General features: G+C 63.4%; 11 protein-coding genes. 9 read left to right on the forward strand and 2 right to left on the reverse strand.

The genetic code is table 11. From position 1 onward, the window contains the following. Nucleotides 1–104 precede the first annotated feature (104 nt). The 5 genes from KFO72_RS30060 to KFO72_RS30080 all read left to right on the forward strand — a co-directional run bounded on the left by KFO72_RS30060 (nt 105) and on the right by KFO72_RS30080 (nt 2703). Nucleotides 105–656: a type 1 glutamine amidotransferase domain-containing protein gene (locus KFO72_RS30060; protein WP_060606452.1), complete on the forward strand. Its 552-nt coding sequence runs from the start codon at nt 105–107 to the stop codon at nt 654–656. A 37-nt stretch (nt 657–693) separates the two neighbouring features. Continuing rightward, nucleotides 694–1233 carry a DUF4142 domain-containing protein gene (locus tag KFO72_RS30065; RefSeq protein ID WP_225033664.1) on the forward strand — a complete coding sequence of 180 codons (540 nt, stop codon included), beginning with the start codon at nt 694–696 and terminating at the stop codon, nt 1231–1233. Next, nucleotides 1230–1586, forward strand: coding sequence for a DUF1488 domain-containing protein (locus KFO72_RS30070; RefSeq protein WP_225033665.1), 357 nt, complete (start codon nt 1230–1232; stop codon nt 1584–1586). The genes KFO72_RS30065 and KFO72_RS30070 overlap by 4 nt, the downstream gene beginning before the upstream one ends. A 328-nt stretch (nt 1587–1914) precedes the next feature. Next, nucleotides 1915–2214 (forward strand): hypothetical protein, encoded by a 300-nt coding sequence (locus KFO72_RS30075; protein WP_225033666.1) that lies wholly within the window; start codon nt 1915–1917, stop codon nt 2212–2214. Between the two features lie 36 nt (nt 2215–2250). After that, complete coding sequence (locus KFO72_RS30080) at nt 2251–2703, forward strand: PA2169 family four-helix-bundle protein (protein WP_054934963.1); 453 nt, start codon at nt 2251–2253, stop codon at nt 2701–2703. Between the two features lie 99 nt (nt 2704–2802). Here KFO72_RS30080 and KFO72_RS30085 read toward each other — a convergent pair whose 3' ends face one another. Beyond that, nucleotides 2803–3141 carry a BON domain-containing protein gene (locus tag KFO72_RS30085; RefSeq protein ID WP_054934962.1) on the reverse strand — a complete coding sequence of 113 codons (339 nt, stop codon included), beginning with the start codon at nt 3139–3141 and terminating at the stop codon, nt 2803–2805. Nucleotides 3142–3557: 416 nt separating this feature from the next. Here KFO72_RS30085 and KFO72_RS30090 point away from each other — a divergent pair, with 416 nt between their 5' ends. Beyond that, the gene (locus KFO72_RS30090; protein WP_225033667.1) at nt 3558–5051 is read left to right on the forward strand and encodes an RNA polymerase factor sigma-54; all 1494 of its coding nucleotides are present in this window, start codon (nt 3558–3560) and stop codon (nt 5049–5051) included. Between the two features lie 109 nt (nt 5052–5160). Here KFO72_RS30090 and KFO72_RS30095 read toward each other — a convergent pair whose 3' ends face one another. Continuing rightward, nucleotides 5161–6339: a TIGR03118 family protein gene (locus KFO72_RS30095; RefSeq protein ID WP_176052365.1), complete on the reverse strand. Its 1179-nt coding sequence runs from the start codon at nt 6337–6339 to the stop codon at nt 5161–5163. A gap of 350 nt (nt 6340–6689) precedes the next feature. On the opposite strand from KFO72_RS30095, the gene KFO72_RS30100 reads away from it, so the two are divergent. From KFO72_RS30100 to KFO72_RS30110, 3 genes are all read left to right on the forward strand, one after another. Next, a complete protein-coding gene (locus tag KFO72_RS30100) occupies nt 6690–6947 on the forward strand; it encodes a PAAR domain-containing protein (protein WP_225033668.1) in 258 nt (85 codons plus the stop codon). Nucleotides 6948–7023: 76 nt separating this feature from the next. After that, nucleotides 7024–9930 (forward strand): type VI secretion system Vgr family protein, encoded by a 2907-nt coding sequence (locus KFO72_RS30105; protein ID WP_225033669.1) that lies wholly within the window; start codon nt 7024–7026, stop codon nt 9928–9930. Between the two features lie 153 nt (nt 9931–10083). Then, a partial coding sequence (locus KFO72_RS30110; RefSeq protein WP_225033670.1) for a DUF6531 domain-containing protein occupies nt 10084–14302 on the forward strand: 4219 nt, incomplete at its 3' end.

Below are 14302 nucleotides of genomic sequence, written 5' to 3' on the forward strand. Positions count from 1 at the left end.
CTGGTCGCCGAAGAGCGTGGCGAGCGTTGGGCATCGAACTTGCTCGCCCTATATGTACGAGCGTGGATTTGCTCATACACAGACTACGAAAGGAGGACGTACACATGGCTAGCACGCTAGCGGGATGCAAGGTTGCGGTATTGGCCCTGGACGGATTCGAACAGGCCGAGCTGATCGAACCGCGTCGCGCGCTCACGGAAGCGGGCGCGACCGTGCACGTAATTTCTGCCACGGCGGGGAAGATCCAGGGCTTCAGGCATGTGGACAAAGCCGACAGCGTCGACGTCGATACGACGTTCGACAAGGCCGCGCCGAACGATTACGACGCAGTCGTTCTGCCGGGCGGCGTTGTCAATGGCGATGCGATCCGTCTGCTGCCGCAGGCACAGGCATTCGTCAAGGCGGCCGACCAGGCAAGGAAGCCGATCGCCGTGATCTGCCATGGCACGTGGCTGCCTGTGTCGGCGGGGCTGATCAAGGGCCGCACGGTGACGAGCTGGCCGAGCCTTCAGGACGATATCCGCAACGCGGGCGGCACATGGGTCGACAAGGAAGTGGTCGAGGACGGCAACTTCATCACGAGCCGCAAGCCCGACGATCTTCCCGCGTTCAATAAAACGCTGATCGCGCAACTGTTGAAGAAGAGAGCGGCCTGAGTTGCACGGGGCGCGCTGGTATCAATCGGAGAGACGCATGATGATTCGCCCATTCAGCTCATTCGTTCGAGCCCTCGCCGTGCCCGCCGTGCTCGCGCTCGGCGTTGCGACAGGCTGGCCTGCCAGTGCCGACACGAAGCTTTCGCCGGGCGACACGCAGTTTGTTCAGGACGCGTCGCAGGCGGGGGCGACGGAGATCGCGGCGAGCAAGCTCGCGCTGACGAATTCGTCCAATCCGCAGGTGAAGAAGTTCGCGCAGCAAATGATCGCGGATCACACGAAGCTTGCCCGCAGCCTCGATGTGCTCGCGACGCAGAAGGGGTTGAGCGCATCGCCCGGCGCGGATTCCGCGCTGGTCGGCAAGCTGCAAGGGCTGAAGGGCGAAGGTTTCGACAAGGCTTATATCGACGAGGTCGCCGTGGGCGGCCATCAGAAAGCGGTCGAACTGTTCCAGAAGGAAAGCGAAAGCGGCGCGGACCCGCAACTGAAGGGAGCGGCGACCCGCGCGCTCCCGACCATTCGTCACCATCTCGCGATGGCACAGCAACTCGCCAATGCGCGCAAGGCTTCGTCATGAACGGGATCGTCAAGGTGTTCATGCCGCGTGCGGCGTACGAGGACTCTCTCATGCACATCACATTCCCCGATGATGCCCCCGTGTTCGATGGGTCGAGCCTGACCGTGCGCTTCAACGCATGCGTCGATGGCGAGCCGGTCACCTGCGCGATTTCGGCGGAGGCGCTCGAAGATCATTTCGGCGCGGACTCGCCGCTCGAAGATGCGCTGATCGGCGCGTACGAGCGCGGCCGCGCGCGTATCCGTTCCGTGTGCGCGGAAGCCCTCGATCAGAATGGCGGCGATAGCGTCATTCTGCACAGCGGCCTGTTCCGCGTCGAAGGGATGGAGTCGGACCGCCGGCTGAAGACATAAGCGGATGCGCAAAAAAGGCGGCTGCCGCGAAGCATCCGGCAGTCACCCGCCTGACCCTCATCAAACCCAGAGCTTGCCGGTGCCTGGCGCTGTGTTCGGCGTATCGACGCCGCGGGCCCGGCGATCGTTGCTATCGATGGAACGACGCTCGCTCCGCGTTTCGCACGCTGCCCGCAGCGTCCCGCTGCGCGATGGGTCGCAAGCCTGCATGTGGGCGGTGTGTGGCGCTGTCTGCGCCGGTACGTCGGCCTGACTGGCCGACAGCGTATGTGCGCGTATCTGCGCAACGGTGGCCGCCGTGGCAATAGCCACGAACAGCAGGCATTCCGTGCTCCTGATCTTCATGGTGAAGTTCTCTCTTGTCGATGACTGGCCCGCGCTGTGTGTCAACTGCGATGCCAACTGCGATGTCAACTGCGATGTCAACTGCGCTTTCTCAGAGCTTTGCGCGGTGCGTGCGGGTCCGGCAGGATGGTCGAGCAATATCCGTGCCCTTTTTGCCGTGCGTGCGCGGGGCTGCGTTTGCGGTCGCAAGCACGTAGTGGCGGCATTCGGGCTGGAAGCAATTACTCGCCACAATGGCAAAGACGACATGCATGTCTGGAGGCTGGGCATGACGAGTGCGTAATAGCAGGCACTCACGCATAACGGAAAGGAGCAACGTATGGCGACGAATGTCATTGCCGTGCTGAATGATCTGATCGAGACGTCGAAGGATGGCGAGCGCGGCTTCATGAAAGCCGCTGAGGACGCGACTCACGCGAGCGTCAAGGACGCGCTGCTCGAGAGCGCGGACCGGTGCACGCAGGGTGCGCGCGAACTGCAGGATCTCGTGTTGAGGCTGGGCGGCAAACCGGAGGGCGGCGGCAGCGTTGCGGGGGCATTGCATCGCGGGTGGCTCGATGTGAAATCGGCCATGGGCAGTCGCGCGGATCACGCAATTCTCGCCGATTGCGAAAAGGGCGAGGACGCTGCCAAAAAGCGCTTTCACGACGCGCTCGAAAAAGATCTGCCGGCAGACGTGCGCGCCGTCGTCGAGCGGTTATATCACGGTGTGCTGCAAAACCATGACCGCATTCGCGCGATGCGCGATCAGTACGCGGCGATGAAAGCCTGAGTACAACAGCAAAGAAAAAGAGGCCGCCCCATCAAGGGCGGCCTCTGGCACATCAACGCTTCAACGCGAGCGCGTTCAGCGCCCGCAAGCGTCGAGCGCTTAATCGGCTGCGATCTTCAGATGGTTCTTCACACCCTTCACGCCGGATACGTTTTGCACGACTTCCTGCGCCGCGCTCTTGTCCTCAGCCGACGGCACCGAGCCCGACAGCCAGACGATGCCCTTGCGGGTCTTTACGTGAATGTGCGTGGACTTCACGTTCTTCGCGCCGAGCAGTTCGGCCTTGACCTTGGTGGTCACCGTGCCGTCGTCGATATGCTGGCCGACGCTTTCGGAAGTGGCGGGCGGCGCGGAGGCCGTCGTTTGCGCCGTCGCGTTCAGTGCGAATGCAACGCATGCGATGCTGCCTGCGGCCTTGAGGAACTGGATGGTTTTCATGGTTTCTCCTTCTCGGTTGATGATCAGGGTTGCGGTCCTGTTGTCCGTGCGATCGATCGCGGCTCGTCGCCGCCGATGACCCGACCAAAGAACACTGCCGCCGCGGTTCCGTCTGGTCCGTCGCCGACACAGGACGCGCCGCGTTTCTTTCCTGCTCGGTGGCGCGTCCCTGAGCGACGGTCAGCAAGCGCCGTGCCCAGCGATGTCGTCGTGGGCCGCGTGATCGGCCCGCCCGCACCGATGCCGCATGATTCGGTTCGAATTTCAGAGCGTTTGTAAAATGCGCGCGAAGAACAGGCACGCGGCGTGCGCTTCAGCAGCACAAAGGCGAATCAAAACAGACAGTTGCGAGAACTGGTACGACAGTTGCGTAGGTTAGGCCGAAGCTGTTTGGACCCATCACAGGAAGAGTCTGTATGCCGCCTACAATCGAACTACGCGCGAAGCAAACTTTCGCGCTCACGCCGCGCCTGCAGCAGTCCGTGCGTCTGCTTCAACTGTCGTCGCTGGAATTTCAGCAGGAACTGCGCAACGCGCTCGACACCAATCCTTTCCTCGAATACGACCCGTCTGTTTCCGAAGACCTGTCGGCAGGCAAGACGGCCGATGGCAACGGAGCCGACGGCGAAGCGCTGCCTGTCACGGAGCGCGACAGCGCGCTCGAAAGCGCGTCGGCGGAGCCGGCCACGGAAAGCGTTGCATCATCGTCGTCCGATGACGGCGGCGACTATTCAGGCGGCGATTATTCAGGCGACACCTACGGCCGCGGCGCGTCGCGCTACAACGGCGACTCCGAGGCCGCCGACCCGACCGAATGGGCGCGCGTGCAACCGACGCTGCACGAGCAGCTGCACGATGCGCTGCGTCTCTACCGTCTCGAAGACCGCGACCGCGAAGTGGCGCGTCTCATCATCGAAGCACTCGACGACGACGGCTATCTGCGCCAGGACCTCGCCGATCTCACGGACGTGTTCGACGTCGAACCCGCGTTGACGGAGGAGGAGTTGCTGGTCGCGCTGAGGCTCGTGCAGACGCTGGACCGTCCGGGGCTCGCGGCGCGGTCCTTGTCGGAGTGTCTGGCGCTGCAGATCGATGCGCTGCCCGCCGATACGCCGGGCCGCGACGTGGCGAAGCAGGTAGTCGAGCATCATCTCGACCGTCTTGCGCGGCGCGAGCACGCCGAATTGCAGAAGCAGATCGGCTGCGATGCCGAGGAATTGCGCGTGGCGTGCGCACTCGTGCGCAAGCTGGACCCGAAGCCGGGTAATTCGTATGGCCGCGCCGATGACAATTACATCGTGCCGGATGTGATCGTGCGCAGCGTGCGCAACAAGTGGGTGGTGACCGTCAATCCCGCCGTGCTGCCGCGCGCGCGCATACACCGCATGTACGCGGAACTGTTCGCGCAGTCGGCGGGCACCAGCCGCTCGCCGCTCGCGCAGCAATTGCAGGAAGCGCGCTGGCTGATTCGCAACGCGCAACAGCGCTTCGAAACGATTCAGCGGGTCGCCGAGTGCATCGTCGCGCATCAGAAGCCATTCTTCCAGTACGGCGAGATCGCGCTGAAGCCGCTTGTGTTGCGCGACGTGGCCGAGGAGCTCGGCCTGCACGAATCGACGATTTCGCGCGCGACGGGCAACAAGTACATGGCGACGCCGCGCGGCATTTTCGAGTTCAAGCATTTCTTCCCGCGCGAACTGGGTACGGAAAGCGGCGGCACCTGTTCGGCTGCGGCCGTGCGTGCGCTGCTCAAGGAAATGATCGCTGCGGAAAACACGCGCGATCCACTGTCCGATGTTGCGCTCGCGAAAATGCTCGCCGATCAGGGCGTGCTTGTCGCGCGACGTACGGTGGCGAAGTATCGCCATCTGATGAAGGTGCCGCCTGCGGAGTTACGCCGACAGGTTTGACGCACGCTGATCCGGGCGCGAGATACTGGATCGCGTTACGTGAGATAGGTAACGGCCGCTCGATGAATGAGCGGCCGTTATATTTTGCGGGTGAAGAAAGGGCAGCGCGCTACATGCCGACGCTCGCACCGCCGCTCGAGCTCGATCCCGTGCCGGAGCCGGAACTGCTGCCCGTGCCCGAACTGGAAGCCGGATTCAGATCGATTCTTCCGTAGACGCCGTTTGCTTCGTCATTCGGCCCCGCTGCGAAGAACAGCGTATTCGAAGGCTGGTTGCTCAGGTTGTTGCCGAATGCGATGCCCCACAAGCCGGGCTCGACGATCGCGCTGCCATTCGACGACTTCAACGGCCCCATCGACTTGCCGCTCGACGCATCGAACGCGTTGATCGTGCCGTCGCCGAAATTGCCGATCAGAATCGCGCCGCTAAGCGTGCCGAAGTTGCCTGGCGCCTGCGCGATGCCCCACGGCGCGTTCAACGGCGCGCCCGTCGCAAAGTGCTGCTTGAGATTGCCCGCCGTGTCGAATATGTCGACCATGCCGAGGCCCGCGCCCGACACGTTGTCATGCTTGTCCGCGTCCTGCATCGCGTAGGTGACGAACAGGTTCGAGCCGATCAGCTGAATGCCGAACGGCGCGAAACCGGCGGGAATGGCGCTGTCCTTGAAGCCGCCCGGCATCGTCACCTTCGCGAAGTTCGAATCGAACACGTCGATTTTGTTGTTATGAAAGTCGGTTGCATAGAGGAAGTTGCTGCCGTTGTTTGCCGCGAGCGCGAGCCCTTTGTACACGGCGCCGCCTGCGCCGTCGTCGTACATCGTGAAGGCATTGGTCGGCCCCACAGCGGGCGCCCATGCCGCAATCGTGCCGCCTTCGCCCGCGAAGATGAAGGCCGCGACGCCTGATTTGCCGTTCTGGGTGACGGTGAAGTTCTGCGTGCCGTTGAACACGATGCCCGTGGGTGCTGCGTTGCCGTTGGTGCCAGCCGGTATCGTGACGACGAGCGATTGCGGCACGCCGTTGCCGTCGTAGAGCGTTGCGAGATTGGTGCCGTTGTCGGCGACCCAGACGAAGCCTTTTGGATTGAACGCAACGCCCCAGGCGTTCTTCAGATTCGGGTCGGTGTGGGGCGCGGACACGGCGCCGTCGGAAACCACAGCCGCCGCCGTGAACGACGACGGCGCAGGCGTGCCCATGTTGTTCGACCCGGAACCGCCGCCGCATGAAACGAGCGTCGCTAAAGCCGCGCCACAGGCTGCGATGCCGAACACCTCGAAGAGAGACTTCATGACCGCACTCCTTGCTTTGTCGAAAGGTCGTGACGGTCATTGAACGGGGTGAGGGTGGGGTTTATTCCTTCGTTGGCGGTCCATTTTCGACATTTCGGCGAGCAACGAAGCAGCTGTGAAATTATTCCGCTGCATAGAAAAGTTTTTGCTTCGCCGTGCTGGATCGGAACGCGTGCAAAGTCGGCGTATCTTGCTAGAGATTAATCATCCTAATCAATTTTTACATAATTCCACACTCTCATCAGATCTACCAGGTTAGTGTTCTGGGCGAGAGGGGAGACCCTGGGGACAAGAACAAACAATGATCCTGTGCGCGCGGATCGACATGGCAAAGCTATGAGGGCGTTGAGATGACATCTATTGCGTGCGTCGGCGACGCGAACACGCATGGCGGATTCGTTATCACCGGATCCAGCACGATGCTCGTGCTCGGACGTCAGGTGGCACGGCAGTTCGACCTGATTTCGTGTCCCATGCACGGCATCAACGAGATCATCGAAGGTTCCGACATGGTGCTGGACAACGGCAGGAAAGTTGCGCTCGATGGACACCGATGTGCCTGCGGGTGCGCGTTGATTGCAGCCGGATCGTTCGCGTCCATCCTATAAGGCATCTTTAGCATTCTTCAGGTGGAGGGCGCCTTTCGCGGGCCATCAACACCAGTAGTAGCAAAAAAACGAAGTCATGAAACGTGAAATGATCGAGGCGGGCAGTGTCACGGTTGGCGAACTGCTGAACAGCAAGTCGCGGACCGGACGTCAGGCGTACTTTCTGGATGTGCCCGGGACGGCGAGTGCATCGCAACTGTCGGTCGTATCGTTCGAGGCCGTGGAAAAGCTTGGTGAACCGTGGCGCGTCACGGTCAGGTTGACTCATCCAGAGGGCCTGCTGCGCGCCGACTATCTCGGCAAGGATGCCGTGTTCTCGATCGTCCCTGTGGATGGGGATCGCCGGACCTTTTCGGGCTGGCTCACACATTTCACCAAACTGAAGACGACGCACGATTTCAGCAGCTACGAGATGGTCGTCGAAGCACATTTCGCAAAGCTCAAGCAGGTCCGTGCGAGCCGGATCTTCCAGCATCAAAATCCGCCGGAGATCATTGAATCGATCTTGCGCGAGCATGGCTTCAAAGGCCACCAGTTCAGTTTCACCCTGCGCCGGCAATATCCGCAGCACGCGTTCCGCTTTGCTTACCAGACAGACGACCTCTCGTACGTCCAGATGCTGATGCAGAAGGAAGGCATCTTCTGCCACATCGACGAGGGTGAGCACGGCGACGTGCTGAATTTTTGCGACGACGTCGACCACTATATCTACACGTCCGCGCTGCACGTGCCGTACCGTGAGACGTCAGGGCTGGAGGCTGGCGTCGAGGCGCTGTTCTCGCTCAGGACGGCGGCTCGCACGGTCGCGCAATCGGTCACGGTGGCTGACTACAATCCCGATCAGGCATTCGAGCGATTCAAGGCCGAAGCCAACGTGTCGCGTGACGACAAGACGACATACGGCCCGCAGTACATCTGGGGTACACATCATCAGGACGGTAACGGAGCGCAGTGGGAAGCGCAATTGCGCCACGAGGTCGAGGTTGCGTGGCAGGTCGTCTATGAAGGCGAGAGCAATGTGGTCGGATTGCGACCGGCGCGCGTGCTGCACACGGATGAGGTCTTGCCGGATGCGCCCAACGGGCAGGTCATTATCGCCGTTTCGCACCGTGGTTCGCGCGATGAGGCGTACACGAACAGCTATGAGGCGATTCCCGCCGACCGGCGTTTCCGGTTGAAATGCGACGAAGCCCGATGGCCGAAGATCACCGGCACGCTGAGCGCGCGCGTGACGTCGCCGGGCCAGTACAAGTACGCGTACCTCACCCAGCAAGGTTACTACGTCGTCCGTTTCGATCTGGATTTCTCGACCTGGAGCCCGGGCGGAGAGAGCGTGCCTTTGCGTCTTGCGAAGCCTTTCGCCGGGGCGCTGCAGACGGGGTTTCACTTTCCGCTGATCGACGGCACCGAGGTAGCGGTAGCCTTTCATGACGGCAATCCTGACCGGCCCTATATCGCGCACGCGCTGCACAACAGCCAGTCGACCGACCACGTGACGAGCGACGACAGATGGCTCTCTCGCAATGTCATCCGCACGCAAAGCAACAACAAGCTGCGCATGGAGGACTGGCAAGGCCAGGAGGGCGTCAAGCTAGCGACCGAGTACGGCAAGACGCAATTGAACATGGGTTTTCTCGTCGATCGCAACAGGCAACAGCGCGGCGACGGCTATGAATTGCGCACGGACGATTGGGGCGTATTACGCGCCGGTAAAGGCATCTTTATCAGCGCAGACGCGCAGAGCAAGGCAGAAGGACAGGCGCTCGACATGCAGCAGGCCCAGCAGCAACTGTCGACGGCCCAGGCCCGGATGCGGAGCCTTTCCGACGCAGTGACCCAGGCAAAGGCGGTCGTCGCCGCATGCGAGGAACAGCAGGACTTGCTCGAACGTCGGATCAGGCACCTCCAGCAGGCCGTCATTCTCGCTTCCGCGCCGCACGGCATGGCGTTCACGAGCGGCGAACACATGCAGATCGCGGCGGGAGGCCATCTGTTTGCGACGGCGGGGGGAAATGCGGATACAGCCGTCGGCGGTAACTACACGGTTGCGGCCGGCAATGCGGTCTCGCTGTACGCCAACGCGCAGGGAATGAAGCTTTATTCCGGTAAAGGCAAGCTCGAGATGCAGGCGCAGTCCGATGCGCTCGAACTCACGGCATTGAAAGGCGTTTCCATAACCAGCACGCAAGATACCGTCACATTGAACGCGAGCAAGTCGCTGATGTTGATGTGCGGTGGTTCGTATATCAGGCTCGAGGGTTCACAGGTCGAGATTGGCAGTGCGGGAGAGATCACTTTGAAGGGGCCGTTGCGCATCGGCGGCTCGGCCACGCAGCAAGCGGCATTGCCTGTCTTGCCGACGCAGCAGGACACAGGCTTGCAGCTGTGGCATACGTATCCGAATGGCGAGCCGGTAAAGAACGCCAAATACAAGATTGTCTTTCCGGATGGAAGCTCCCGGGCAGGTCGTCTCGATGCCGATGGCAAGGCGACAGTGGCCAACGTCCCGCGAGGTGGGGGGCGCGTGCAGTACTTCGAAGAGGACGGTTCGTTCGAGTCGCGAAGCCGCAGATTCACAGACCCCGATGGTCGTCCGCAGACCATGACCAGCGGGGACACGCGTGCGCTGCCGAGCATGACGGCTCAAGCCCTTTCTGCGGCGCCTGCGCTGGCCGGGACGGTAGCCGGTGGCGGCATCGATGGTGCGATCAAGGCTGGTCGAGGCACTGGCGCCGACGTACTCGCGCAGGTCGCGGGCGCGGCGATGCATTCAGCCGGTGTGTCGGCCGATGTCGCGGGCCCACTTGTGTCCGCCGCTGCGACAGCTGCGATGGGGGGCAGCGCTGCTGCGAGCCAGGCCACGCCCGGCGCGCTTGCCGCTCAGGTGGACCATGCAGTCGGCCAGCCGTCGGCCATGCAGTCGGCCGGTCCGGCTGAGGTCCATGGTCAATCGCCGGTTTCGCTCGCGAGAACAGTGCGCTAGGCCGTTTGGCGACATCGCGCGTGATTCGATAAAGAACAACAACGTACCTTGAATATGGCATCGCAAGTTTCAGCCGGCTCAGCTAGCCCGGCCGCTCCCGTTCCCGCCGTCCTTCATGACAACGCCGTACAGCGCCGCCTGCTGATAAGCCCGGTGCCAGCCCCGGCGGTCGCGGCACAGCCCGAGCTCAAGCGGGTCGCCGTCGAATCGGTGAAGGACCATGCGCAGCAGATCTTTATCCAGTGCCTCTACATGGTCCCGCTGGTGGGCAACGCGATGTCGCTGGCGGACGTGGGCACCGACCTGTACCGGCTGTTCAGGAATGAGCCCGATCCCGCAAGCGGCAAGAAATACGCGGAGAACGTGCTGCACTGGGGCGTGCTCGCCATCGACGCGATCGGTGTCATTCCCGGCGCGGGCAATGCGAGCCGTCCGGCGCGCGCGGTGGTCAAGGATGTGCTGCTGGCATTTGCATCGGGCGGGGTGGGCGTTGCGGTGGACCTGCTGTGGGCGGCGGCGGGAGGCGACGCCCAGGATTTCATGTTGACGCTCGATAAGCATCTGGAGAGCTGGAAGAATGAAATCATCAATGGTCTGCGCACCATCAGCCGCAGCTTCGCGCGGTTCATCGAGGATCCGACCTCGGTGGAGGATCAGATGGCGCGCATCGGGAAGAACGATGGATTCTTCTCGTGGGTGCCTTCGCAGGAACATATCGCGCTGGTGGCGCTCGATCAGTTGCTCAGTCACACGGGCCTGAAGTCGAAGATCCTCGCGTGGCTTGCCGAATTCGACCGCAACGCGCCGGCGATGATCGGCCAGGCGATCGGCACGGCAGCGGAGGCGGGCTCGCTGGCGTACATGGCGTGGCAGATCGCTCAGGCCATTGGCCGCCGACGCAACCTGTCCGAACCGCAGCCGTCGCTGCCGCATGGTGAAGGCGCGCACCCTCCCGCCGGGCGCAAAGGCGGCGCAAGCCACGAGCCGCATCATCCCGCGCCGTCGCATGAAGCGCAGGTCTCGACGGGCGCGCGAACGGAACCCGACCAGAAGCCCGGAATCCACGAGCAGCGCACGCAGCAGGGCGCCCAGGCCAGCCGGACGCCGGCCAGAAACGGCTGCGGCTGCCCGCCCGTGAAAGGCGGCGGCTCGATCAACTACGCGATGGGCGACGAGCACCTCGAGCAGACCGACTTCGCGCTCGATGGCGTCGTGCCCATTGTGTGGACGCGTCTTTATCGTTCGAGCCTCGCCGCGTACGACGGCAGCGCACTGGGCGCGCGCTGGAGCAGCCCATATCACCTGTCGCTGAGCGAGCAGGACGGGAGACTGACTTATTTCGACGCCGATGGCCGAGCGGTCGAATTGCCGCGCGTTGAGATCGGCGAGGCGCTCGACGTGCCGCGCGAGCAGATGACGGTCAGCCGTCCGGATACGCGGCGCGTGCAGTTGCGCTTTCTGGACGGCTCGCGTGAAGACTACGAACTCCGTGCGACACCATCGGCGCGCCGCTATGTTCTGACGGCTCGCACGGCACGCGACGGCCTGGGCGTGACGCTCGCCTATAACACTGCGGGCGAACTGGCCGGCCTGTCGGATGGGCACGGCCTTGCTGTCGCGCTCGATTACACCGGCGGGCGGGTGACAGCGATCCGGCGTCTGGATGCCGCAGGCGGTACGCTCGATGTACTTGCGCGCTATGAGTACAGTCGCGAAGGCGATCTGATCGGGCACACGGATGTGCTCGGCCACCGCCGGACTTATGCGTACGAACAGCATCTGCTCACCCGCTACACCGACTTCAACGGTTTCGCGACCTGTCTCGAATGGGACTGGCCCGCCCGGCGCGCAGGATCGCCCGCGCCAGCCGATGCGAAGTGCGTTCACGAATGGCGCTGCAACGACCGGTATCCAGGCGAGCGCTACGCAGAACTGTTCTTCGAGTACCACCGCGAGCACTGGTACACGAAGGTGACCGACGCCGATGGCCACGCGACGGTTCATCGCTATGACTATCACAACCAGATCGTGCGGGTCGAGCAGCCCGACGGTTCGCGCGATACCTATACCTGGGACGATCGCGGCCAACTGATCGCGATGCAGAACGGCGCGGGCCAGATCGAGCGGTTTGTCTATGACGAAGCGGGCCGTATCTCCGCCGTCACCGACGCGCTTGGCAACACGACGCGCACGGAATACGACGCGGCAGGTCTGCCCGTGCAAGTCACGAACGCGACAGGCGACGTGACGCGCACCGTTTACGATGCGCTGGGCCGTCCCGCCTCGGTGACGAACGCCGCGGGTGCGACGGGCTACCGCTGGAGCGATAGCGGGCGGCTGATCGCGCTGACGGACCCGAAGGGCGGTACGCGCGAGTTTGCCTATGACAGCGCAGGGCGTCTCGTGTCAGCGCGGGATTGTTCGGGTTACGAAACGCGTTACCAGTACGACGCGCGCGGCCATCTGCTCGCGCGTACGGACGCGCTTGGGCAGGTGACGTCGTATCGTCACGATGCGCGCGGCCAGTTGCTGCAGGTCACGCGTCCGGATGGCATCGGCGAGCAGCTGGCCTACGACGCCGAAGGCAACCTCACGACCTATACGGACGGCGCGGGCCAGGTCACGCGCTATACCTATAACGGCAACCATCAGCCGTATTCGCGTACCGACGCTGCCGGCCACACGCTGGCGTACAACTACGATCGTCAATGGCGCCTGACGCAACTGCGCAACGAGAACGGCAGCACGATGCGGTTTCGCTACGATGCGCTCGGACGTCTGGTCGAGGAGACGGGCTTCGACGATAGCGTCACGCAGTACGGTTACGACGCAGCGGGTCGATTGGCGCAGTCGCGTCAGGGCGACGCGTGGACGGCCTACACGCGCGATGCGCTGGGCAGGTTGACGCACCGTGACATGCGCGGGCCGAACGGCACGGTCAGCGAACGCTTCTTTCATGACCTGCGCGGGCGGCTCACCACTGCGCAGACGGAAGACAGCACCGTACGCCTGCACTACGACGACGCGGGCCATCTCACCGCCGAGGAACAGCACGTCAGCCTTGCTCTCGGTGAATCGTACGTGACGGTCTCGCGGCACGAGTACGACGCGCTGGGCAACCGCATCCGCACGACACTGCCCAACACGCGGACGATCGACTGGCTGCGCTATGGGTCGGGACATGTGCATGGCGTGCAGCTCGACGGGCAGCCGCTGCTGGACTTCGAGCGTGACCGGCTGCATCGCGAGACGGGTCGTGTGCATGCGGGCTTCAGCCAGCAGCGCGAATACGATCCCGCGGGGCGTCTGACGCGTTTCTCAGTGATGTCGACGCATCGGTCGGTGCAGCACGAGCGGCTTGCGGAGCGTCGGCTGCGCTATGACGCGGCGGGGCAACTGGCACGCATCGACGACCGCACGCGCGGCGCGTCGGAATACGGCTATGACCCGGTGGGCCGGTTGCTGAAGGCGGTGACGCCTGAACTGACGGAGCGCTTTGCGTTCGATCCTGCCGGCAACCCGGTCGATCCGGCGAAGATCCCGTCGTATCCGGAGGGGCTGGAAACGGACCACGAGCGCACGGCACGGTACGCGCGCGAAGCGGCCGAGGATGCGGAGTGGATGCGTGCGCATCCGGGGCAAAAGCCGTTTTCGCGCCACGATGCGCGCGGCGTGCAGGATCGGGAGAAGGTGGAGGCGTGGCGTCGATCGCTGCCGAAGTGGCTCGATAACGTGATGGGCGAGTATCTCGGGGTGACGTACGAGTATGACGCGCACGGCAATCTGGCGCGGCGCCGGGAGCCGGGCGGGCTCACGTGGCTGTACAGGTGGGATGCGGCGGGTCGCCTGAAGGAAGCGCGGCGCTATGCGCGCCCGCCCGCGGCGCATGAGGTCGATCATCAGGTGCGCACGGCCGATGAGATACGGTTCGTGACGGGCAAGGTGCAGCCCGAAGTGAGCGTGCGGCTGTGCTATGACGCGTTCGGTCGGCGCACGCTCAAGGAAGTGGAGCGCGCGGGCGGGGGTGTCGATCGAACGGTGTTTACGTGGGACGGTGATCTGATGCTGCTCGAGGAGCGGTTTCATGAGGCGCCGGCGGGACGCAGGGATGAAGGATGGCGTACGTATGGCGGTGTGCGTCTGGTGCGTGAGAATCCCGATGACGCGTATGCGTTACCCGTGGCGCAGCGGCAGCATACGCTGGAGGCGGGGCGGAATCAGTGGCGGGCGGCGTCGGTGTATCTGTACGAGCCGGGGACGTTCGTGCCGCTGGCGCGGCTGGATGAGACGCTGGAGCAGGCGGCGTATCTGGCGACGGGCACGGACGGGCGCTTTGTTGAATATCCGGCGCGTACGCGGCACGCGACGTACT

It is taken from the genome of Paraburkholderia sp. XV (assembly GCF_020177535.1).
GTDB lineage: Bacteria > Pseudomonadota > Gammaproteobacteria > Burkholderiales > Burkholderiaceae > Paraburkholderia > Paraburkholderia caribensis.